The sequence below is a fragment of the Vibrio japonicus genome (assembly GCF_024582835.1).
GTDB classification, from domain to species: Bacteria; Pseudomonadota; Gammaproteobacteria; order Enterobacterales; family Vibrionaceae; genus Vibrio; species Vibrio japonicus.
The window spans coordinates 1,388,827-1,410,843 of the sequence record NZ_CP102097.1 but is presented as its reverse complement, the minus strand read 5'-3'; the positions used below and the strand labels follow the sequence as shown (position 1 = coordinate 1,410,843).

General features: G+C 45.7%; 20 protein-coding genes and 1 pseudogene. 14 read left to right on the top strand and 7 right to left on the bottom strand.

Features of this window, described 5'->3' with window-relative positions:
- Positions 1 to 113: 113 nt before the first annotated feature.
- Positions 114 to 161 (top strand): annotated as a pseudogene (locus tag NP165_RS20130) (hypothetical protein); the annotation flags it as partial.
- The gene (gene msrB / locus NP165_RS19805; RefSeq protein ID WP_371133758.1) at positions 142 to 1,215 is read left to right on the top strand and encodes a peptide-methionine (R)-S-oxide reductase MsrB; all 1,074 of its coding nucleotides are present in this window, start codon (positions 142 to 144) and stop codon (positions 1,213 to 1,215) included. The pseudogene NP165_RS20130 and the gene msrB, both read left to right, overlap by 20 nt.
- Positions 1,216 to 1,295: 80 nt before the next feature.
- Here msrB and dbpA read toward each other — a convergent pair whose 3' ends face one another.
- Both dbpA and folE read right to left on the bottom strand, forming a co-directional pair.
- Positions 1,296 to 2,672, bottom strand: a complete 1,377-nt coding sequence (gene dbpA / locus NP165_RS19800) for an ATP-dependent RNA helicase DbpA (protein ID WP_257086179.1) — start codon at positions 2,670 to 2,672, stop codon at positions 1,296 to 1,298.
- Positions 2,673 to 2,781: 109 nt separating this feature from the next.
- The gene (folE, locus tag NP165_RS19795) at positions 2,782 to 3,435 is read right to left on the bottom strand and encodes a GTP cyclohydrolase I FolE (protein ID WP_257086178.1); all 654 of its coding nucleotides are present in this window, start codon (positions 3,433 to 3,435) and stop codon (positions 2,782 to 2,784) included.
- 178 nt (positions 3,436 to 3,613) lie between these two features.
- Between folE and moeA the strand changes: the two genes are divergently transcribed.
- From moeA to NP165_RS19770, 5 genes are all read left to right on the top strand, one after another.
- Positions 3,614 to 4,849 (top strand): molybdopterin molybdotransferase MoeA, encoded by a 1,236-nt coding sequence (moeA, locus tag NP165_RS19790; RefSeq protein ID WP_257086177.1) that lies wholly within the window; start codon positions 3,614 to 3,616, stop codon positions 4,847 to 4,849.
- Positions 4,850 to 4,858: 9 nt separating this feature from the next.
- Positions 4,859 to 5,611 carry a molybdopterin-synthase adenylyltransferase MoeB gene (gene moeB / locus NP165_RS19785; protein WP_257086176.1) on the top strand — a complete coding sequence of 251 codons (753 nt, stop codon included), beginning with the start codon at positions 4,859 to 4,861 and terminating at the stop codon, positions 5,609 to 5,611.
- Positions 5,612 to 5,653: 42 nt separating this feature from the next.
- Positions 5,654 to 5,962: a hypothetical protein gene (locus tag NP165_RS19780; protein ID WP_257086175.1), complete on the top strand. Its 309-nt coding sequence runs from the start codon at positions 5,654 to 5,656 to the stop codon at positions 5,960 to 5,962.
- Between the two features lie 51 nt (positions 5,963 to 6,013).
- Positions 6,014 to 6,841 carry a sulfurtransferase gene (locus NP165_RS19775; RefSeq protein ID WP_257086174.1) on the top strand — a complete coding sequence of 276 codons (828 nt, stop codon included), beginning with the start codon at positions 6,014 to 6,016 and terminating at the stop codon, positions 6,839 to 6,841.
- 236 nt (positions 6,842 to 7,077) lie between these two features.
- Positions 7,078 to 8,022: a universal stress protein gene (locus NP165_RS19770; protein ID WP_257086173.1), complete on the top strand. Its 945-nt coding sequence runs from the start codon at positions 7,078 to 7,080 to the stop codon at positions 8,020 to 8,022.
- Positions 8,023 to 8,075: 53 nt separating this feature from the next.
- On the opposite strand, the gene NP165_RS19765 is transcribed toward NP165_RS19770, so the two are convergent.
- Positions 8,076 to 9,080, bottom strand: coding sequence for a sugar-binding transcriptional regulator (locus tag NP165_RS19765; protein WP_257086172.1), 1,005 nt, complete (start codon positions 9,078 to 9,080; stop codon positions 8,076 to 8,078).
- Positions 9,081 to 9,545: 465 nt separating this feature from the next.
- Between NP165_RS19765 and tal the strand changes: the two genes are divergently transcribed.
- From tal to NP165_RS19745, 4 genes are all read left to right on the top strand, one after another.
- Entirely contained in the window at positions 9,546 to 10,496 is a 951-nt protein-coding gene (tal, locus tag NP165_RS19760) for a transaldolase (protein ID WP_257086171.1), read from the top strand.
- 123 nt (positions 10,497 to 10,619) lie between these two features.
- The gene (gene tkt / locus NP165_RS19755; protein ID WP_257086170.1) at positions 10,620 to 12,626 is read left to right on the top strand and encodes a transketolase; all 2,007 of its coding nucleotides are present in this window, start codon (positions 10,620 to 10,622) and stop codon (positions 12,624 to 12,626) included.
- Positions 12,627 to 12,846: 220 nt separating this feature from the next.
- Positions 12,847 to 13,488 carry a leucine efflux protein LeuE gene (gene leuE, locus NP165_RS19750; RefSeq protein WP_257086169.1) on the top strand — a complete coding sequence of 214 codons (642 nt, stop codon included), beginning with the start codon at positions 12,847 to 12,849 and terminating at the stop codon, positions 13,486 to 13,488.
- 60 nt (positions 13,489 to 13,548) lie between these two features.
- On the top strand, positions 13,549 to 13,875 hold the full coding sequence (locus NP165_RS19745; protein WP_257086168.1) for a DUF1840 domain-containing protein: 327 nt from the start codon (positions 13,549 to 13,551) through the stop codon (positions 13,873 to 13,875).
- An 80-nt stretch (positions 13,876 to 13,955) separates the two neighbouring features.
- Here the strand turns inward: NP165_RS19745 and NP165_RS19740 are convergent, their stop codons facing one another.
- The 4 genes from NP165_RS19740 to NP165_RS19725 form a co-directional block, all read right to left on the bottom strand.
- Positions 13,956 to 15,512: an acyl CoA:acetate/3-ketoacid CoA transferase gene (locus NP165_RS19740; protein WP_257086167.1), complete on the bottom strand. Its 1,557-nt coding sequence runs from the start codon at positions 15,510 to 15,512 to the stop codon at positions 13,956 to 13,958.
- Positions 15,513 to 15,661: 149 nt separating this feature from the next.
- Positions 15,662 to 16,615, bottom strand: a complete 954-nt coding sequence (locus tag NP165_RS19735; protein ID WP_257086166.1) for a LysR family transcriptional regulator — start codon at positions 16,613 to 16,615, stop codon at positions 15,662 to 15,664.
- On the bottom strand, positions 16,615 to 17,244 hold the full coding sequence (locus tag NP165_RS19730; RefSeq protein WP_257086165.1) for a response regulator: 630 nt from the start codon (positions 17,242 to 17,244) through the stop codon (positions 16,615 to 16,617). Before NP165_RS19730 ends, NP165_RS19735 begins: the two co-directional genes overlap by 1 nt.
- Positions 17,241 to 18,626: a cache domain-containing protein gene (locus NP165_RS19725; protein WP_257086164.1), complete on the bottom strand. Its 1,386-nt coding sequence runs from the start codon at positions 18,624 to 18,626 to the stop codon at positions 17,241 to 17,243. Before NP165_RS19725 ends, NP165_RS19730 begins: the two co-directional genes overlap by 4 nt.
- Before the next feature lie 212 nt (positions 18,627 to 18,838).
- Here NP165_RS19725 and NP165_RS19720 point away from each other — a divergent pair, with 212 nt between their 5' ends.
- The 3 genes from NP165_RS19720 to NP165_RS19710 all read left to right on the top strand — a co-directional run bounded on the left by NP165_RS19720 (position 18,839) and on the right by NP165_RS19710 (position 21,890).
- Positions 18,839 to 19,912 (top strand): TRAP transporter substrate-binding protein, encoded by a 1,074-nt coding sequence (locus NP165_RS19720; RefSeq protein WP_257086163.1) that lies wholly within the window; start codon positions 18,839 to 18,841, stop codon positions 19,910 to 19,912.
- Between the two features lie 63 nt (positions 19,913 to 19,975).
- A complete protein-coding gene (locus tag NP165_RS19715; RefSeq protein WP_257086162.1) occupies positions 19,976 to 20,518 on the top strand; it encodes a TRAP transporter small permease subunit in 543 nt (180 codons plus the stop codon).
- Positions 20,505 to 21,890, top strand: a complete 1,386-nt coding sequence (locus tag NP165_RS19710) for a TRAP transporter large permease (RefSeq protein WP_257086161.1) — start codon at positions 20,505 to 20,507, stop codon at positions 21,888 to 21,890. Before NP165_RS19715 ends, NP165_RS19710 begins: the two co-directional genes overlap by 14 nt.
- The last annotated feature ends 127 nt before the right edge of the window (positions 21,891 to 22,017 follow it).

Below are 22,017 nucleotides of genomic sequence, written 5' to 3'. Positions count from 1 at the left end.
ATAAAACTTATCTGTGGATGTAATTTTTTTTTCGCTTGTTCGTTCTTATATAGCGATAACAAAAGTCCAATCGATGAGGTTGATATGAAGTTAACGTTTATTTTGCCTGCTGTAGCTGTGATCGCTTTGCTATCCTCGTTTATCGGTGTCGCGGACAGTGATATGTCTGAGAGCAAAGCGGCAGGAAAGCTGGAAGTCGCCACACTTGCTGGCGGTTGTTTCTGGTGTACCGAATCCGATTTAGAAAAACTTCCGGGCGTGGTGGATGTCATTTCCGGTTATGCGGGTGGTGATTTAGAAAAACCAACGTATAAACAAGTCTCGTCTGGTAAATCCGGTCACATTGAAGTTATCGAAGTTCAATATGATCCTAAGAAAGTCAGCTATGAGCAGATTCTTGACCAATTCTTTCGCCATATCGACCCAACCGATGATAAAGGCTCTTTTGTCGATCGAGGCTCTCAATATCGCCCGGCTATCTTCTATCACAATGCTGAGCAAAAACAGGTTGCTGATCGATTCATGGGAGAGATCGAAGCACTCGGCGTTTTTCGCGCGCCTTTAAAAACAGAGCTGATTAAATTCGACAAGTTCTGGCCTGCTGAGGATTATCATCAGGATTACTACAAGCGTAATAAAATCCGCTACAACTACTATCGTTACGCATCGGGGCGCGACCAATATTTAGATGAAATATTTGGTGACGATCGTAATGACCACCCTGTTACGCTGCGCCAGTTAATTGATAAAAATACATTGGTATCAAATAGTAAAGTTTACTCAAAACCAAGCGACGCTGAAATAAAAGCTAAGCTGACAGAAATGCAGTACTACGTTACCCAAAAAGATGGCACAGAACAGGCATTTAAAAACGAGTACTGGGATAACAAACGCGAAGGGATTTATGTCGATATTGTTTCTGGTGAGCCGTTGTTTTCATCAACAGACAAATATAAATCAGGTACAGGGTGGCCAAGTTTTACCAAACCAATCAACGACGCGTATATCGTCACACACACTGACTTTAAGTTGATTTACCCACGCACCGAAGTACGCAGTAAGTTTGCCGACTCACACCTAGGCCATGTATTTAAAGATGGCCCTAAACCTACAGGTCTGCGCTATTGTATGAATTCCGCAGCGATGCGATTCGTTGCCAAAGAAAATATGAGTAATGAAGGTTACTCCGATTATCTCTATTTGTTTGACCGTTAATCCATCCAAATGTCGGGCAAGAAAAAGGCCAACGATGAATTCGTTGGCCTTTGTTTATCTACAATCGCTGTATTGGCAGTTTACTTCATTACACGCGCTTTGAAGTTACGACCTTTCATTTTGCCAGTTTGCAGTTGCTTCAGTGCTGATTTGACAACTTCATGCTCTATCGCCACATAGGAAACCATAGGTAAGATATTGATTTTGCCAATTTTCTTACCATCAATGCCCGCTTGTTTAGTCAACGCACCCAAAATGTCGCCCGCGCGTACTTTCTGCTTTTTACCAGCAAGGATCTGGATCGTTTGCATACTTGGGTAGAATGGTCGCTCAACTGGCTTTTCTGGTAGGCTTGAAGGCGAAATAGCGATGTCCATGTACTCATCGATACGCGCAACGCGATACTCTTCTTTTTCGCTGTAGAAACTAAACGCGATACCTTTCGAACCCGCGCGACCAGTACGACCAATACGGTGCACGTGCACTTCTGGATCGCGTGACAATTCAAAGTTAAACACCGCGTCTAGGTTATCAACATCAAGGCCGCGTGCCGCGACGTCTGTTGCAACCAAAATAGAGATACTCTTGTTAGCAAACATGGTTAACGCTTGTTCTCGCTCACGCTGTTCCATATCACCATGCAGTTCTACCACGCTAAAACCACGATGGCCTAGCTCATCAGTGACGTTCTGCACTTCTTTCTTAGTGTTACAGAACACGACTGATGACTCTGGTTTGTGCGTCAGTAACAACGCTTCCAATGCATCATCGCGTTCTTCGGTCGTGTTCAGTTTAAAGAAACGCTGCTCGATAGTGCTATGTTGGTGGGTAGATTCCACTTTTACCATTTCTGGCTGCTTCATCACTTTCGCAGCGAGTGTTTCGATGTTGTGCGGGAAAGTTGCACTGAACAGCAATGTCTGACGATCTGTCGGTGCTTGTTCGATAATGGTGTCAATCGCGTCTTCAAAGCCCATGTCTAGCATACGGTCTGCTTCATCAAGAACTAAGGTATTTAGCTCATCTAAGCTGATACGTCCTTTCGACATGTGATCCAAAATACGACCCGGTGTTCCCACTAAAATATGCGCACCGTGCTCTAGTGAACCGATTTGTGGCCCCATTGGCATACCGCCGCACAGTGTTAACACTTTAATGTTGTGAATGCCGCGAGCCAGTGTGCGGATCTCTGTTGCTACTTGGTCTGCCAATTCACGTGTTGGACACAGTACCAGTGTTTGCACGCGGAAGCGTTGTACATTTAGGTTGCTTAACAAGCCCAGCGAAAATGCCGCTGTCTTACCAGAACCCGTTTTACCTTGACCGATCACGTCTTTGCCTTCCAAAACGATAGGCAACGCTTGTTGCTGGATCGCGGTCATTTCTGTGTAGCCTAGCGAGTCTAGTGTTTCTAATAATTCTGCTCGCAAGCCCAGTGTTTTAAATGAAGTAGTCACATCTATACCTTTCAAAGAGACGCTGAATTTACAGTGTGAACTCAGCGAAACGAAAAACCGCTTCGACTGGGAAGCGGTTTTAAATCAATCTGTTGTCAATCGAAGCGTATCAACGAATTCCGTGTAAAAATTCGTGCCTTGTCGCTGGATTGGACTTAAATATTCCGCCTAAAGCTGTGGTTGTCGTTTCGCTTGTCGCGTCCATAACACCACGGGACTTCACGCAATAATGCGTTGCATCAATCGTAACAGCCACATCATCAGATTCCAGCAACGTTTGTAGCGCCACCAAAATTTGTTGCGTCATTCGCTCTTGAACCTGAGGGCGTTGAGCAAAAAAGCGTACAATGCGGTTGATCTTCGAAAGACCAATGATCTTGCCACGCGGAATGTAAGCCACCGCTGCACGACCATCAATCGTTACTAAGTGGTGTTCGCAAGTGCTGGTCACAGTGATGTCTTTCACCCGCACCATTTCACTCACGTCCATTTTATTCTCAATGACCGTGATCTTCGGGAAATTTGAATAATCTAGACCCGAGAAGATTTCATCGACGTACATTTTTGCAATACGATGCGGTGTTTCTTCTAGGCTGTCATCAGTGAGGTCGAGCTCTAACAGAGATAAGATTTCACGCATATGATACTGAATCTTCTCTTTTTTCTCTTCTCTGCTGAACTGATTAGGCACCATTGGTGTCTCTAATCCTCGACGTTCTAGCGCATCTTTTACCAACATTGCTGATTCGCTAAGACCTGACATTCCACTTCCTCTTATTCGTCAAGAATCCCAATACGAGATTACCCCTTTAGGATGGCAGACAAGGATACTCGGATTTTTGAATAATTACACCCATATTTTATGGGGGGTCATTATTGCCATTATCAATTATGTGGTAGAGTGGCCAAAACAAATTATTATAAACACTTAGGATTTTGTTATGGGCTGTTGTGATGCGCCAGGCTTGATGCCACTTGAAGATGCGATGGAGAACATGCTATCGCGTATTAAACCAATTCAAACCACATTACAGTTACCTCTTGCTGATGCCATTGGGTATGTGTTGGCGGAAGACATCCTCTCTCCTATTTTCGTACCTCCGTTTGATAACTCTGCAATGGACGGCTATGCAATTCGTATTGCCGACCTGAACAACAATGCCACTATGCCTGTCGCGGGTAAGTCTTTTGCTGGCCAGCCTTTTGACGGTGAATGGCCACAAGGCAGCTGCGTACGCATTATGACTGGCGCAAAGATCCCCGATGGATGTGACGCGGTCATTATGCAGGAGAACACCGAAGTCACTGAACATGGTGTTACTTTCACGCAAACAGACGTAAAGCCGCAAAACAATATCCGCCCTACTGGCGATGACATCCGTAAAGGTGACATTGTTTTGCCGAAAGGTGCACGTCTTACATCCCGTGATATTCCAATGATCGCCACGCTAGGTATTAGCCATGTGACGGTTGTGCGCAAACCGCGCGTCGCGTTCTTCTCAACCGGTGATGAGTTAAAACCTCTAGGTCAACCTTTGGCTGAAGGTCAAATCTACGACAGCAACCGATACGGCATTAAACCGCTGATTGAAAATTTTGGTTGTGAGCCTATCGATCTAGGTATCATTCCAGATTGCCCTGAAACGCTAAAAGCCACCTTTGAACAGGCGCAGTCTTTAGCTGATGTTGTTGTGACTTCAGGCGGTGTCAGCGTTGGTGAAGCCGATTACACCAAAGACATCCTTGAAGAACTGGGGGAAATTGGCTTTTGGAAATTAGCGATTAAACCGGGTAAACCGTTCGCGTTTGGCAAACTATCGACGGCTTGGTTCTGTGGCCTACCGGGTAACCCAGTATCCGCTGTGTTGACTATGTATGTATTGGTTCAGCCTATGCTTGCTAAACTATCAGGCCATACAGAATGGAAAGCGCCAGAATCGATTCCTGCAACCACCAAAACGGCGTTTAAGAAAGCACCGGGAAGAACCGATTACCAGCGCGGTATATACACGATTGAAGACGGTAAATTTGTGGTTGAAACTACCGGTAACCAGAGTTCTGGCGCATTCCGTTCTATGAGTTTGGCCAACTGCTTTGTCGTGCTTGAACGTGAACGTGGTCGTGTAGAAGTCGGTGAAACCGTCAATATCCAGCTATTCAATTCAACCCTTTACTAGGAGCTGACTTTGGAGATCCTGTCTGATCAAGAGATGCTTCGCTACAACCGACAGATCATTCTCAAGCAGTTTGATTTTGACGGTCAAGAAGCACTGAAACAGAGCTCTATCTTAGTGCTGGGCGCTGGTGGTTTGGGTTGTGCATCCAGCCAATACCTTGCGACCGCTGGCGTAGGTAAATTGACCCTGATTGATGATGATGTGGTTGAGCTATCAAACCTGCAACGCCAAGTGCTTCACCATGATGCTGATATAGGCAAAAAGAAAGTCGACTCAGCAGCAGAGTCGCTAGCGCAGCTCAATCCCTATTTAGAGATTGCCACTGTCGACAAACGTTTGTCAGATATTGAGCTGAAAGATCTGATTGCCCAGCACACCTTGGTATTGGACGCATCGGATAACGTTGAAACGAGAAATCAGCTCAACAAACTGTGTTTTGAGCTAAAAACGCCACTGGTGTCAGGTGCAGCCATTCGTATGGAAGGCCAAGTTAGCGTCTTTACCTACCAAGATCCCTCTCAGCCATGTTATCAATGCTTAAGTACTCTATTTGGCAACGCAGCCTTAAGTTGTGTAGAAGCAGGAGTTATGGCGCCAGTCGTTGGCATTGTTGGTGCAGTGCAAGCCATGGAAGCAATTAAAGTCATCGCTAACTATGGCACACCAAAACAAGGAAAGATTCTCATTCTAGACGCGTTGACGATGTCATGGCGAGAAATGAATCTGATGAAAATTCCTAATTGTCCGGTGTGCGGTTCCTAGGCTGATTTGACTTCCTCACTCAGGTGGCAGGAGTTTCTATTTATGATGGACAATCCCAAGATTTACTTAGCCACCTTTATTCTCAGTATTCTTGTTTTAACTCTCGTCATCTTCATCCAGCCAAAGGACAACGGTGAGGTTGATTCAGGGATTGTCATTTCTCAAACGCTCACTCAATCTTTAGACGGTCACCGCCGCTATCTGAATGTTCGTACTCAGCATGATAAGCTCATTCTTATTCAGGCCCCTGAAGCAACTCAATGCCCAAAAGGTTACAATGTCACCTTTAAAGTAAAACAAGATCCCGCGACGGCAATCACGTCCTATAAATTTGTTAGTTGTTCCCCTTGATGAATGACAATCATACTTAATGAAAATAGCGAAAAGAAAAAGGAATGGTTTATGTCTCCACTGGTTACCCCACAATGGCTTAGAGCTCAATCTTCGCTTGCTAATCTTGTCATTCTCGATGCCAGCATCAATTTTCAAATTCCTTCTGAGACGGAAAAAGACAAAGAGAACTTGATTCCAAACTCGATTAGGTTCGACTACGACAACGTCTTCTGTGATCCGGAGTCTTCCCTACCTCACATGATGCCCAGTGAAGAGCGGTTTAACCTGCTTGCTCAGGAGATAGGCATTAATAACGACTCAATCATCGTGGTTTATGATAACAGCGGCACATTTGCCTCTCCCCGCGCGTGGTGGATGTTTAAAGCCATGGGACACGAAGAAGTGTACATACTCGATGGTGGTTTAACTGCGTGGAAGGAGCAACATTACCCACTCGTGCAGACTTACTCAGAGTCAGAGCATCGCGGTAATTTTCAAGGCACTCTAAATCCGAATGCCTTTGTCGATGCCACTTATGTTCACAAACAAATCACAGAGCCTAACAGCCTTACGGTCGACGCCCGATCTCATCAACGTTTTAACGCAGAAGTGCCAGAGCCAAGAGCAGGTATTCGAAGCGGTCATATTCCTAACTCTGTTTGCCTGCCATTCGCTCATGTGATGGACAAATACCGAATGAAATCACCTGAAGAGTTAAACAAGGTTTTGTCACCGGTGCTTCCAAAAAACAAAGACCAATATCTATTCAGTTGTGGTTCTGGCGTGACGGCCTGCATTATCTTGCTCGCTGCGCAGATGTGTGGGTACCAGAATCTATCGGTATATGACGGTTCATGGACAGATTGGGGCGGAAACCAATCGCTACCAATCGAATAAACACCCTTCGCTTTATTCAAGTCGCTTTACACAAGTAGATTTAGACAAGTAGATTTAGACAAGGAAACCCCCTTTGCTTGCTTCAGTACAGGGCGTTTCCTAATCTTAAACCGTCACGTTACCATCCTAGACTTCGCCCATATTCTTAAGTTTGCACAAGCCAAAAATGGTATTTCATAGCCGCTTATCTATAGTTAATTGAGTTCATTCACTATTCTATGACTGTGGGAGATCGCATGGCTTTTACTAAACTCTTAGTTCCCATTGCTCCTGAACAACAAATCACTCAAGCCTTCCATGAGGCATTTGTCTTCGCGAACCAATGCTCAGCTAACGTCACTTTGCTCGTGGTGATTAAAGAATTGGCTGAGTTTAAACAGAACTATAATGTTTCAGGGTCAGCGTTAGATATTCTTGATAATGCCACCCAGTACTATCAGCAATCTCTGGACGAACACGCGCAAACACTGAAAAAACAATATCCAAAGGTCACCTTTACCACCAAAGTGCGAGTGGGAATTCCCTATATTGAAATCATCAAAGAGGCTCATGATTCTCAAGTGTCAATGGTGATTATAGATTCTCATCGAAAAGGCAAAGAAGAAGCGTGTCAGAGAGGCAGTGATACACTCAATTTAATGCGCAACTCTGAAATACCCATTTGGGCCATCAGTACAGATTCCAAACCAATAAAGAATGTTGTCGTGGCCCTTGATCTGACCAACCAAGAGTATCAAGCGTTCAATAGTAAGCTGATTGCTTTATCGATAGATTTCTGTGCTTCCATTAAAGCAGAGCTTGTCTTTTGCCATGCGTGGCGACTCGAATATGAGGGATTTTTAAGAGACTGGAGTGGGTATAAAGACATTGAGGTCGCGTTACTTTCTCAGAATATGCGTCAAGAACGCACGCAACGTCTTACCGACCTACTCGCCCCGCATAAAAAAAGCGAGGTACCAATCCGCGTTGAATTATTGGAAGGGGAAGCGCGAGACGTTTTGCCCAAATACGTCAACGAAAATGGTGTCGATTTAGTGATCTTAGGTTCAATGTCTCGAACGGGAATTGCAGGGTTTGTGATGGGCAACACCGCTGAATCCATGCTCAATACATTGAATTGTTCTGTGCTCACTCTCAAGCCAGATACGTTTGAGTCACCGGTGTTGAAAGAAGAACCCTAACCACGAAAGTCGTTAGGGTCTCTCACAATGGGTTTAGATTTTCCGACTGAATCTTATTCGGCGGCACTTGCTTGAGCGTCGTGCATCTGCTCATCTAGGTTTAATACCGTAAGTGCGTTACTCACGCTGGTTGCGATCACATCGATCGCACCCGTTCTTAATGCGCCTAATAGTGCAAGCGGTTTACTGTTTTCTGCTGCAATTGCGATCACTTCAGACACCGACTTAAACTCGTCAATTCCCAAGCCAATGATGCGGTCACTCATTACTGTTTTGGCCGCTTCACCGTTGATATCGAAGAAGTCATAGCCCGCGAAGTCACCAACCACACCTTGCATCATGCGCGACTGAACCACTTCTTCTGCGGTAAACCACCCTAAATCCACCATGTAGCTGTTTTCACTCATGTCGCCGATACCCACCAAGGCCACATCAGCTTTACGCGCGAGGTCTAAAGTCTGTTTGACGGTAGCATTTTGCATAAAGGCGATCTTTTGTTCGCGATTTTCTGCATACGCTGGCGCATACAAGGTTTCTGACGTACCGCCGTAGCTTTTGGCGAACTGGCGACAAATATGGTCAGCATTATACATCCCTCCGCGTGGGTGAATGCCGCCAATCCCACAAACGAATTTCACGTCTTTCTGTGGGATGACACCAACATGGTGCGCGACAGCCGACACATTACGTCCCTGACCAACCGTGACAACTGTTCCATTCTGTAACGTGCTCGCCATGTATTTAGAGACTAAACCCGCAACCTGAAGTCGTTGCTGCTCTTCATTAGGCTGGTCTAGCGCCACCAAAGCGCGTTTTACGCCAAAGCGCTCGATCAATCTCTGCTCGATTTTGGCACTGAACACTGGGTGGTATTTTACGGTAATTTCTACAATGCCTTCATCCCTGGCTTGTTTGAGCATCCTGCCAACTTTTGCTCGCGATACCGAGAACTTTTTAGATATCTCTTCTTGAGTCGCCCCATCCTGATAATAGGCAACCGAAATTTCAGTCAGAAGGTCTGTACTGTCATCAGACATATCACTCATAGATTTACTCATATTCAAACTGACCCACTTTGAATGGTACCCATATTAGTTGGGCAAATACTTAATGCTATTACAAGCGCTCACATGCGTAGCATATGTCACACCCCTATAGAACTTCAACATTTGCTCATCACAAAAACAAATTCTCAGCATAAAAATCTAACGAGCCTCATCTCCCGCAACCTTTACTCCATATAGGCAAACGTTTATTTCGCACATAGCTTAAGTTAGATCGAAAAATTTATTGATGAATGTCACTTTCACCCCCAATCAGCAATTGACTTTCAGGTCAGAACAGATAATTATGAACCCATCATTTACTCAGCGTTAGAACAAATGTTCACAACAAATACTCTGACGCTGAAAAGTTAAAAGTTGGCTGGTAGACAAATTTATGCTGCTATTAGCTAACACGCTTGCAAATGCACTTTTCATACTCCACAAAGAGTATGAACCCCATGAAATAGGATGATCGAAATGAGCAACAAATTAGAGCAACTTCGTAAACTCACGACTGTAGTAGCTGACACTGGTGAAATCGACGCAATTAAAAAGTACCAGCCAGAAGATGCAACAACTAACCCTTCTCTGATTCTAAAAGCTGCTCAAATCGAAGAGTACGCGCCTCTAATCGACGCTTCAATCGAATACGCGAAAGCACAAAGCGATGATAAAGCACAACAAGTTCAAGACACTTGTGACATGCTTGCGGTAAACATCGGTAAAGAAATCCTAAAAACTATTCCAGGTCGTATCTCTACAGAAGTTGACGCACGTCTTTCTTACGATATGGAAGGCAGCGTAGCGAAAGCTCGTCAGCTAGTGAAAATGTACAACGATGCTGGCATCACTAACGACCGCATCCTAATCAAACTAGCGTCTACTTGGGAAGGTATCCGCGCAGCTGAAATCCTTGAGAAAGAAGGCATCAACTGTAACCTAACTCTTCTATTCTCATTCGCTCAAGCACGTGCATGTGCTGAAGCTGGCGTATTCCTAATTTCTCCATTCGTTGGTCGTATCATGGACTGGTACAAAGCGAAAGAAGGCCGTGACTTCGAAGCTTCAGAAGATCCAGGCGTGCTATCTGTAACTAGCATCTACAACTACTACAAAGAGTACGGCTACAAAACTGTCGTAATGGGCGCAAGCTTCCGTAACATCGGTGAGATCCTAGAGCTAGCTGGCTGTGACCGTCTAACTATCGCTCCTGCTCTACTTGCTGAACTAGAAGCAGCGGAAGGTGAAGTCGTTGAGAAGCTAGTTGACTCTAACGGTGCGGCAGATCGCCCTGCTCCAATGACTCACGCTGAGTTCCTATGGGATCACAACCAAGATCCAATGGCAGTAGAGAAGCTTGCTGAAGGTATCCGCAACTTCGCGATCGACCAAGGTAAACTTGAAGACATGATCGCAGCTAAGCTGTAATTGCTTACCAAAAGCGAGTAGCCCGTCTACTCGCTTTTACCATCAGCGATAAATCAAAATTTTCTATTTGAACTTGTTTACACGAGTTCCTTCTAATTAAACACTTATCGAGAAGTAATCACTATGGATCGTTCCTCTTTATCAAACAAAACGCTAGCAAATGCAATTCGTGCCCTAAGCATGGACGGTGTACAACAAGCAAACTCTGGCCACCCAGGTGCACCTATGGGTATGGCTGACATCGCTGAAGTTCTTTGGCGCTCTCACCTAAACCACAACCCAGCAAACCCAGAGTGGGCTGACCGCGACCGTTTCGTACTGTCTAACGGCCACGGTTCAATGCTAATTTACTCTCTGCTTCACCTGACTGGCTACGCGCTACCAATCGAAGAGCTTAAAAACTTCCGTCAGCTTCATTCTAAAACTCCGGGTCACCCAGAGTACGGCTACGCGCCAGGTATCGAAACGACGACAGGTCCTCTAGGTCAAGGTATCACTAACGCTGTAGGTATGGCGCTAGCAGAGAAAGCTCTAGCAGCACAATTCAACAAAGAAGGCCACGACATCGTTGACCACTACACTTATGCATTCATGGGTGATGGCTGTCTGATGGAAGGTATCTCTCACGAAGCGTGTTCTCTAGCTGGTACGCTAGGTCTAGGTAAACTGATCGCATTCTGGGATGACAACGGTATCTCTATCGACGGTCACGTTGAAGGTTGGTTCTCTGACGATACGCCTAAGCGTTTTGAAGCATACGGCTGGCACGTAATTCCAGCGGTAGATGGTCACGACTCTGCAGCAATCAACGCAGCAATTGAAGCGGCAAAAGCAGACCCTCGCCCTACGCTAATCTGTACTAAGACTATCATCGGTTTCGGTTCTCCTAACAAGTCAGGTTCTCACGACTGTCACGGCGCACCTCTAGGTGCTGAAGAAATCGCAGCAACACGTAAAGAATTAGGTTGGGAGCACGGTCCTTTTGAAATTCCGCAGGAAGTTTACGCAGAATGGTCTGCGATCGAGACAGGCGCAGCTAAGGAAGCAGCGTGGAACGAGAAATTTGCAGCTTATGAAGCAGCATATCCAGAACTTGCAGCAGAATTCAAACGCCGCGTAAACGGTGAACTACCTGCACAGTGGGAAGAGAAAGCAAGCCAAATCATTGCGGATCTTCAAGCAAACCCAGCGAACATCGCGTCACGTAAAGCATCTCAAAACGCTCTAGAAGCATTTGGTGCGCTACTACCTGAATTCATGGGCGGCTCTGCTGACCTAGCGCCTTCTAACCTAACCATGTGGTCTGGTTCTAAGTCTCTAGAAGCAAAGGACTTCTCTGGTAACTACATCCACTACGGTGTACGTGAATTCGGTATGACAGCAATCATGAACGGTATCGCGCTACACGGTGGTTTCGTTCCTTACGGTGCGACATTCCTAATGTTCATGGAATACGCACGTAACGCGATGCGCATGGCTGCTCTGATGAAGATTCAGAACATCCAAGTGTACACGCACGACTCTATCGGTCTTGGCGAAGATGGCCCAACTCACCAACCAGTTGAGCAAATGGCGTCTCTACGTCTGACTCCAAACATGAGCACATGGCGTCCATGTGACCAAGTTGAGTCTGCCGTAGCATGGAAACTAGCGATTGAACGTAAAGATGCACCAACAGCACTTATCTTCTCTCGTCAAAACCTAGCGCAACAAGAGCGCAGTGCTGAGCAAGTTGCAGATATCGCAAAAGGTGCTTACATTCTGAAAGATTGCGAAGGCAAGCCAGAGCTTATCCTTATCGCAACAGGTTCTGAAGTTGAGCTAGCGGTTGAAGCAGCAGCACAACTGACAACTGAAGGTAAGAAAGTACGCGTTGTTTCAATGCCATCAACGGATGCATTCGACAAGCAAGACGCAGCTTACCGCGAAGCGGTACTACCATCAGACGTAACAGCACGCATCGCTATCGAAGCGGGCATCGCAGACTTCTGGTACAAGTACGTAGGCTTCGGCGGCAAGATCATCGGTATGACGACATTCGGTGAATCTGCACCTGCAGGCGAACTGTTCAAGATGTTCGGTTTCACTACTGAAAACGTAGTAAACACAGCGAAAGAGCTACTGGCTTAATCATTAGCTAGATCTCTCAAATGGCAAGCCTCGCTATAAACTGCGAGGCTTTTTTGTACCCATCAATATACTTATCTTTATCCCTACCCTTCATCGAGCCCAATCTTTACATTTTTGTCTATAACATTCCATTACTTGGTAGTCACTCTTCGATAGACTTTAGACACGGTTTACGTTATACATCTCTAAATTATAAAAATGTATTTTTGCGAGGGACCGCATGTTTGAAACGTTTGGCGTAATCAATATTTGGACGTATTTGGCAGGGCTTTTGATGATCATTCTCGCTCCCGGTCCAAATTCGATTTACGTATTGAAGTCTGGCTCCTCATTGGGCGTGAAGACAGGCTACAAAGCCGCAATGGGTGTTCTCATTGGTGATGCCATCTTGATCCTACTTTCCTACTTGGGTGTGGCGTCTCTCATCCAAACATCGCCAGTATTATTTACCACCATTCGTTATCTTGGTGCTGCTTATCTACTCTACTTAGGTTTAAAGATTATCTATGAATACTGGCGAAGCAAAGACGCAGGCGACTATGGCGTAGCTCGACCTCATAAAGTTGAGAACGTATTTGCAAAAGCGCTCACGTTGAGTTTGACCAACCCTAAAGCCATTTTGTTTTACGTATCCTTCTTCATTCAGTTTATTGATTACACCTATGAACATACGTGGATCTCGTATCTTATCCTTGCAACTATCTTAGAGATATTCAGTATTGTTTACTTAAGTGTTCTAATATTTGTAGGAACATCGCTCACGAAGCTTTTTAAGAACAATGCGTTATTGGCTAAACTTGGAAACGGCCTACTTGGTTTGTTCTTCATGGGATTTGCCGCTAGGCTCGCGAGCATGAGTTAGTTTTGAACGCCAAAACGGAAAAAAACAAACAGTAAAGATAAACAGCAAAGGACAACAGACATGTTAATTACCTTTCGCAGCAAATCTCACAACGTGACAATGTTTGGAGATGTCGCCCTAAAAATACTCAGCATGATGGGTCACAGTGGCGCGGTTCCAGGCGCGATTTTGGCTAAGGATGTTCCACAGGCACTCGATCAATTAAATTCCGCCATCGAGCTGGAAAAGATGAAAGCCAAACCAGTTGAGCCTGAAGACGATAATGACGACGAGTATGACGAGTACGTTGATCCTCCTGTGAGTATCGTGAATCGTGCTTTGCCCATCTTAGAGTTGCTCAACACTGCAGTACGAGACGAATGCAACGTAATGTGGGACAAAGAATAGCAACACCACTCTCGTAGTGCTGGCTTTGTCCCCGAACATATCTTAGTTCGCTAGTCTATATGTGCTGCGAGTGCAGTAGGTTAATCCATCGTCAGCGTAAAGTCCGGTTGAAAAATGGATCGATCCATTAACGATAAACGTTGAGAAACTTTCGGCTTAAATGACATGTGCTCGAGTACATCGGTCGTTAGGTCAATGCCGGGGGCGATTTCGATGAGTTCGAGCCCATCCCGTGTCAGACGAAACACCGCTCTCTCGGTGATATATAAAACGGGTTTGTCATTCTTTAGAGCTTGCGCTGCGCTGAAAGTAATTTGTTCAACTTGCTCAATAAACTTTTGCTGAGTGCCTTCACTGTATATCACCAATTCCCCGGCTTCGGCGCTTACACCTAGTCCTTTTGCTGTGAAGGTTCCGCAGAAATAGACCGATTTTGCGTTTTGTGTAATGTTGATAAATCCTCCACAGCCCGCGATTTTGCTACCAAATCGAGAGACATTGATATCACCCTGTGAATCGCATTGAGCTAAACCCAAGAATGCCTGATCAACACCGCCCCCATCATAAAAGTCAAACATCTGATCCTGACTGATAATCGCATCGGGAAAACGGGACGCACCAAAGTCCAAACCACTTGCTGGCATACCTCCGACTGCACCCGGCTCTACCGTGAGAGTAAAGTTATCGAGTACACCTGCTTGCTGCGCCACTTGAGCGATGTATTCAGGTGCACCAATTCCCAAATTCAGAATGGAATGTCGCTTTAACTCCATTGCCGCGCGTCTGGCGATAATGGTTTTCGCGTCAATTACGCGGTTGTCGGTTTTGATGTTAGATGTGGATTTTCTCCCTTTACCAACAAATTCTGGATTCATCATGCTGGCGAAGGTTTGCATATGCTCGTTTGGATCTTCGCATACGACAACGGCGTCAACGAATATGCCTGGGATTTTTACGGCATGAGGGTCAAGGCTCCCAGCCTCAACCACTCTCTTTACTTGTACGATAATTTTGCCGTTGTTATTTCGCGCGGCTTGAGCGGCGGCTAAACTCTCTACAATCAAGCATTCGTCTTCCATCGTAATGTTGCCGTTTTCATCTGCGGTTGTGCCGCGAATGATGGCGACATCTATAGGGAGTTTGTGATAGAAGAGATATTCTTCTCCCGCTAATTCAATACACTCAACCCAATCTTGCTCGGTAATCTCGTTGATTTTTCCCCCTTCAATACGCGGATCAACAAACGTTCCCAGCCCGACCTTGCTTATTGTTCCGGGCTTACCCGCTGCAGTGTCACGAAGAAGATGAGAAATAATCCCCTGTGGTAAGTTGTAAGCTTCTATTTGGTTATCAACGGCTAATTGTTGGAGCTTAGGGACCAACCCCCAGTGACCACCAATCACACGCTTGACCAAGCCTTGTTTGGCTAGGTGGTTAAGCGCTCGGCTTTTTCCGTCACCTTGACCAGCGGCAAACACCAAAGTGAGATCCTTAGGCGTGCCTGTCTCTTGATATCGTTCACCAATGGCGCGTTCTATTGCCTCAGGAACAACACTGCCAATAAATCCGCCAAGTAATATGGACTGACCATCCTGTATCCATTTTGCCGCTTGTGTTGCCGTAAGTCTCGTAACCACAATTCACCTTCCTTAGTTCTGAATGTTAGATTAGACGCTGCTGGCACCCTTGTTAATTGCGTAAACAGAGATTATGAATTGCATATATGCAATTATTGAATGTGCTCCGATTAATGTCGCTGAAATAGAAGTAAGTGACATTGTCACTATTAATCCTCATTACGCGCCTTGGCTGTATTAATGTCTTCAACTCGTTGAATTAGATACTGTTTAAAGCCATTGCAGCGCTCAGGCATAGGCGTTCTTGGCCTGTAGAACAGGTCTATATCGAAGCTGGCGCACTGGTAATCATCCATTATCTGCACTAAATCCCCTCTCTCGATGTATTGATAAACCAAAGAGTGAGGCAAATAGGCGATTCCAGCAGTTTCCATCGCTAGGTCGAGCAACATTTCACTGTTGTCACATTCAAGCGTATCGCGAATCGTGACGATCTCCTGCTTACCATGCTGTTCAAAACACCATCGGTTTCCGCCAAGTAAGGTACGCGCATAAAGGCAGCGATGTTGACTGAGCTCTTGTGGAGTCTGAGGTGTACCGTATTCAGAGAGATACTTAGGCGAAGCACATAAGTAGAGAGGTTCTCTAAGTAGACGCTTTCTAACTAGCAGTGAATCGGGAGAAAGCTCCCCTTCATAACTGGCACTGGCTCGGAATGCAAAGTCGATGGTCAGCGGATCAAACTCACCAGCTTCAATGAAAATACGAAAGTTGACGTTTGGATGTAATTCCATGTATTCGGCAACAATTTTTGTTAAGTATTGCCGTGCAAAAAGTGGGGTCGACGACAGCCGAATTTCACCCAGTTGCTCTTCCGCTAAGTTTTGTACTTGTTCACAAAGGTTATTGATATCAGGCAGTAGTGGCGAAAAATTTTCATACAGCAATTGGCCAGCCTGCGTTGCGACCAATTGTCGAGTGCTGCGCTTGATTAGTTCTACCGAAAGTGTCTCTTCCAGTTCTTTTACCCAGCGACTGCCCGCTGCCGCAGAGATCCCCTGAGTTTGGGCGGCTTCGCGAAACGATCCCGTTCTAAGTACCGCACAAAAGAATACGATCTTATCTAAAATGGGTTGACGACTCGACAATAGATTAAGCGACATCAACTCACCAAGCCCTTCTCTAACGCCAGCTTAACCAGCGCTGCTGTGGAGTTGGCACCTAGTTTCTTTTTGATTCGTAGCCGGTGCGTTTCCACTGTTCGAACGCTGATGTGCAATGCGTCGGCAATCTCTTTGTTACAAGAACCATTCACAATTTCTTTTAGAACATCCGACTCTCTTTTCGACAGAGTATCGTCCTTCGGTTCTGGCTTTTCGTTGATTTGTTCCAACAATCGATCTGATGCCTGAGGACACAGATAAGATCGTCCTTGGGCGACTTGATTGATTGCCATCACCAGTTCTTCAGAACCCACGTCTTTTAATACATAACCTTTCGCGCCTGCCTTAACCGAACGAACAACGTAGTCTCGACTGTCATGCATTGAGAGCATAATAACAGCCGTATTTGACTTGGATACTGCAAGTTTTTCCAACACTTCAATGCCATTCAGGTTGGGCATATTGATATCCAGTAACAACACATCCGGTTTAAGGGTGAGTGTGGCTTGCAGAGCTTCTGTACCTGTCCCTACACATGACAAAATATCCAGATTCTCTTCTCTTTCCAGTCGTGACTTTAATCCGTCTTGCATCAGTCGGTGGTCATCGGCCAATACTAGTTTGATCATATAAACTCCATGTTTAATGTCACCCGCACTTCCGTGCCTTCTCCTTCGGTGCTGGATACAGCGAAAGAACCGCCAATCGCTTGGATACGCTCTCTCATGTTCTGTAACCCCATGTGTTCTAGCGTAGGTTCGTTCCGTTTACCCGACTTTAGTTGCTTAGCGGGAATACCCACTCCATCATCATTGACGGTTAAAATAAGTAATCGCCCTTCACGTTGCATGATGACGTCAACACCTTGTGCATGGGCGTGTTTTTCGACATTGTGTAGTGCTTCCTGAACCACGCGATATAGGGTTGTTTCCACTTCAGGTAGCATGCCGACACCGTCAATATCATGCTCAAAAACCAATTCGAGTTGCGTGCGCTGGCGCAGTTCATTGATGTAGGCTTCTATCGCAGCCACCAGCCCTAAATCATCCAACTGCGGGGGTCTTAAATCCTTCGAGATGCGTCTTAATTCAACAATCGCCTGCTCCATGGCGTTTTTGCTCGCATCCAGCTCTATCTCTTTTTCGAACTGATTTTGCTCTTTATTGACGTTATCGAGCCGGTATTTCGCCGCGACTAACAACTGGTTGACGCCATCATGCAATTCACGGGATACGCGTTGTCGTTCGTTTTCTTGAGAATCGATAATTTGTTGGTTGAGTACACTTAATTGTTCGTTCGCCAGCCTGCGTACGTTCAAGTTCAAAGAAGCCCCCAGCAAAGCGATGACGGAGACCGCAATAAACATGACGACAAACAGAGCACTACTGGTTTTCCCTATATTCTGATCGTATCCGTTTTCAATGTGAGAAACCTGACGTTCAATGTCATCGATATAAACGCCCGTTCCGACCATCCATTGCCACTTATCGAGAGAAATTGCGTAGCTCAGCTTGGGTGACGGCTCTTTCATCGAGGGTTTGTGCCATAAGTAATCAACAAAACCACCGCCTGCTCGCCCAGCGCGAATCAATTCTTGTAACAGCTTTTTCCCACGAACATCTTCAACTTCCCACCAATTCAGCCCAATCCGTTCCGGTTGATACGGAAGCACCAATGCGTCCCCATCCCAAGTGTAGGCGAAAAAGTAGCCGTCACTCCCGTACGTGAGCTGACTCAACTTTTTAGCAACTAATTCCTGTGCTTGTTCGGTAGTCAACGACTCATCTTGGTAGTAAGGGGCTATGCTTTTCACTGCCATTTCTACGTACTGCTTTAGCTCTTGCTTTTTAGCCGCCATGATGTTGTTACGCGTCAACTGAACTTGATCTTCAACTAATTGTTTCGCTTGGCTAAATAGAATTCCCGCAACGATAACCACCACTACGATCAACGGCACCACTGACAGCAATATAATGTTTATTGTTAATCGACTGTTCCTGACAAATCCCATGTATCCTTCCAGATTAAGTACGTAGTTATACGGATATTGAATTCGGAAAACTGCATGAAATACCGACAAAATTTGCGCAATTTCAACAATAGAGTGTCAAACCCCTCCTGACTAAACTTAGGCTCAAATGTAACATTGCGTTAACATCAATTACTGACCAATGTTCACATTTCTTGATATCTACGCGAATAATGCCTAACAAGGAGAAGGTTATGAAATTCAAGAAAGTTGCTATCGCATCGGCGCTTGCACTTGCGGCTACAGGGATGTCAGTCAGTGCGCACGCGGCAGACAAAAAAATTCTGCTAAAGACACCGATCGCGTTTGGTAGCCACTTGCCAGCATTGGGAACACCGATTCAATGGTACGCTGACCACATTCCAACAACGTCCGGCGGTACGATTAAGATGAAGATCTACGAGCCGGGTAAATTGGTGAATCCAGCAGAAATCCTTGATGCGGTTTCAACAGGTAAAGTGAACTCTGGTTACGCAACAGCAGGTTACTGGCAAGGTAAACTGCCCGCTTCGGCACTTTTTTCTGCGGTTCCTTTTGGCCCAGAAGCGGGCGAATACATGGCGTGGCTTTACTTTGGTAATGGTCTGAAACTCTATCAAGAAATGTATGACCAAGGCGGTTACAACGTCAAAGTTCTTCCTTGTGCGATCATCTCCCCTGAAACATCAGGTTGGTTTAAAAAGCCAATTGAAAAACCCGAAGACCTGAAAGGCCTGAACATGCGCTTCTTCGGTTTAGGTGCGTCAGTAATGGAAAAATTGGGTGTGGGTACGGTTCAGCTTCCGGGGGGCGAAATCTTCGGCGCACTTGAGAAAGGCGCAATTGACGCTTCTGAGTTCTCTCAACCCGCCATCGACCAACGCTTGGGCTTCCACAAAGTCGCTAAGTACAACTACTTCCCTGGCTGGCACCAGCAGTCAACGGTATTTGAGCTGTTGATCAACAAAGACACATGGAACGGCATGAGCAAAACTCAGCAGTCGGCAGTTGAAACCACCTGTATGGCAACCATGACCTACTCTATTGCGGAAGGTGAAGCGATGCAGTACTCAGCAATGGAAAAAGCCAAAGAGAACGGTGTCGAAATCCGCTACTGGAACGACGAAATGTTAAACCTTTTCCAAACCACTTGGTTAGAAGTCGTGGAAGAGAAAAAATCGGCTGACCCATTCTTCGATAAAGTGTGGAAAGACCTCTCTCAATTCCGTAAAGGTTACGCATTGTGGCAAGCGAATGGTTTCTTACCTCGCGCGACACAAACTCAATAAATCCCTGTGAATTGGACCTTTTGGCCGGCTGTCATGTCGGCCATAGGTTATAAGGAGTCACCAATGAGCAAGGTGTTATATTCTACCCCCACTGTCCCGTTTTATGATCAACTAGAAAAGTTCATCACTTCCATCAGTAAGTTTTTTGCATGGACGAACGTGGTTTTGATTGGCGTGATCATATTGCAAGTCGTATTGCGAAAAGTCTTTTCTAACGGCCAGATAGCGTTTGAGGAGTTGCAGTGGCATTTATACGCAACGGCGGTCATGTTTGGTACGGCGTATGCACAAGTCACCAATCTGCATGTGCGTGTCGACCTCTTCTATCATAAGTTTTCCGAACGTACTAAAGCGGTTGTCGATCTACTTGGGTTGCTGTTTTTAGCGATCCCATTTGTCATCGTCGTGATACTGCATTCTTACGACTTTGCCTATGAATCTTGGCGCGTAAATGAAAGTTCGGCTTCTCCTTCTGGGTTGCCATTTCGTTGGCTGATCAAAAGTGTCATACCGCTCAGTTTTGGTCTATTGCTGCTCTCAATGCTGGCAAAAATCTTACGGTCGTTAGAAATCATTTTCAAAGGAGCGAATCATGGAACCAAATGAGTGGATTGTCATCGCCATGTTTGGCTCGTTCATCTTATTGCTGTTTACCGGCATCCCTGTCGCGTACGTGCTGGGTGGCATTGGTGTTGTCTTTGGTGCAGTTGGCTACTATGCGGATCTGTATCTCGACACGTTTACCGGGCTTGATTACACCAGCATAGGTTTAGTGGTAAACCGTATTTACAAGATCATGGATAACTGGATTCTGGTTGCCCTTCCCATGTTTATCTTTATGGGGAATATGCTGGATAAATCCGGCATTGCCGAAAAGCTGATGTCTTCGATGCAAGCCCTGTTTGGTAAAGTTCACGGCGGTTTAGCGATTACGGTAATGGCGATCGGGATTATTCTCGCTGCGTCGACAGGCATCATCGGTGCGTCCGTCGTGTTGCTCACAGTGATGTCACTGCCGAGTATGATGCGTCAAGGTTATCACTTACCTTTGGCTCTCGGTACAGTTGCCTCTGCGGGTACGCTGGGTATTTTGCTGCCACCATCGATTATGTTAGTCATCATGGCTGATCAGCTTGGCCTATCTGTTGGCGATCTCTTTATGGGGGCGATTATTCCGGGTCTATTGCTCGGTGCGTTGTACATCCTTTACATTCTCATCGTCGGTAAAACCTCTCCAAGCAAAGCGCCAGTGCCTGAAGACGTCCAGCCTGTCGAATGGGGGTTGATACTTCAGGTATTCAAAGACATCACTCCGACTGTGATTCTGATCTTTGTAGTGCTTGGCTCTATCTTTGCAGGTGTTGCCACGCCAACCGAAGCGTCAGGTATTGGTGCGCTGGGTGCAACTTTACTCGCGGCCTACAATAAAAAGCTCAACGTGAAAGTGTTGAAAGAAGTGGTACTCGCTTCTTATGGCACAACAGCGTATATCTTTATGATCTTTCTGGGCGCTTCGTGTTTTGCTTTAGTGCTTCGTGAGCTTGGTGGTGATGAGCTAATCGAATCGTTCTTAAGCGGTTTGCCATTCGGCCCTTACGGTATCATTGCGTTTATTCTGATGATCGTCTTCTTACTAGGGTTCTTCTTAGATTGGATTGAAATTACCTTAATCGCTCTACCGCTGCTCGCGCCAGTGATTGCAAGTTTGGGGATAGAACTGGACGGACACGGTGTCGTTGATAACCCTAGCTTAGTTTGGTTCGTGATGCTGGTCGCTATGGCGCTGCAAACCAGTTTCTTAACACCACCTGTTGGCTTTGCCTTATTCTACTTAAAAGGGGTATGCCCAGAAGGCGTGGCGTTAAAAGACATCTACCGCGGCGTGATTCCATTCATTTTAATTCAGCTTATCGCATTGGTGTGTTTAGTCGCATGGCCTCAGCTCGTACTTTGGTTCCCTAGCGTCGCGTACGGCTAAACTACGTCTACAATAAACATTCATATCAAACTCAAAGGCGAGCAACGTAAGCTCGCCTTTTCTTGTTGTAACACGTTCATAGCCCATAATATTTTCGCTTTTTTCCGCTTCCTTAAGCGTTTCTTAA

What these genes read in the sequence shown, in the direction of transcription:
- folE (WP_257086178.1), bottom strand. Translation starts at nt 3,435, where the DNA reads ATGTCAGGTCTTAGCGAATCAGCAATGTTGGTAAAAGATGCGCTAGAA.
- moeA (WP_257086177.1), top strand. Translation starts at nt 3,614, where the DNA reads ATGGGCTGTTGTGATGCGCCAGGCTTGATGCCACTTGAAGATGCGATG.
- NP165_RS19780 (WP_257086175.1), top strand. Translation starts at nt 5,654, where the DNA reads ATGATGGACAATCCCAAGATTTACTTAGCCACCTTTATTCTCAGTATT.
- NP165_RS19775 (WP_257086174.1), top strand. Translation starts at nt 6,014, where the DNA reads ATGTCTCCACTGGTTACCCCACAATGGCTTAGAGCTCAATCTTCGCTT.
- NP165_RS19770 (WP_257086173.1), top strand. Translation starts at nt 7,078, where the DNA reads ATGGCTTTTACTAAACTCTTAGTTCCCATTGCTCCTGAACAACAAATC.
- NP165_RS19765 (WP_257086172.1), bottom strand. Translation starts at nt 9,080, where the DNA reads ATGAGTAAATCTATGAGTGATATGTCTGATGACAGTACAGACCTTCTG.
- tal (WP_257086171.1), top strand. Translation starts at nt 9,546, where the DNA reads ATGAGCAACAAATTAGAGCAACTTCGTAAACTCACGACTGTAGTAGCT.
- tkt (WP_257086170.1), top strand. Translation starts at nt 10,620, where the DNA reads ATGGATCGTTCCTCTTTATCAAACAAAACGCTAGCAAATGCAATTCGT.
- leuE (WP_257086169.1), top strand. Translation starts at nt 12,847, where the DNA reads ATGTTTGAAACGTTTGGCGTAATCAATATTTGGACGTATTTGGCAGGG.
- NP165_RS19745 (WP_257086168.1), top strand. Translation starts at nt 13,549, where the DNA reads ATGTTAATTACCTTTCGCAGCAAATCTCACAACGTGACAATGTTTGGA.
- NP165_RS19735 (WP_257086166.1), bottom strand. Translation starts at nt 16,615, where the DNA reads ATGTCGCTTAATCTATTGTCGAGTCGTCAACCCATTTTAGATAAGATC.
- NP165_RS19730 (WP_257086165.1), bottom strand. Translation starts at nt 17,244, where the DNA reads ATGATCAAACTAGTATTGGCCGATGACCACCGACTGATGCAAGACGGA.
- NP165_RS19725 (WP_257086164.1), bottom strand. Translation starts at nt 18,626, where the DNA reads ATGGGATTTGTCAGGAACAGTCGATTAACAATAAACATTATATTGCTG.
- NP165_RS19720 (WP_257086163.1), top strand. Translation starts at nt 18,839, where the DNA reads ATGAAATTCAAGAAAGTTGCTATCGCATCGGCGCTTGCACTTGCGGCT.
- NP165_RS19715 (WP_257086162.1), top strand. Translation starts at nt 19,976, where the DNA reads ATGAGCAAGGTGTTATATTCTACCCCCACTGTCCCGTTTTATGATCAA.
- NP165_RS19710 (WP_257086161.1), top strand. Translation starts at nt 20,505, where the DNA reads ATGGAACCAAATGAGTGGATTGTCATCGCCATGTTTGGCTCGTTCATC.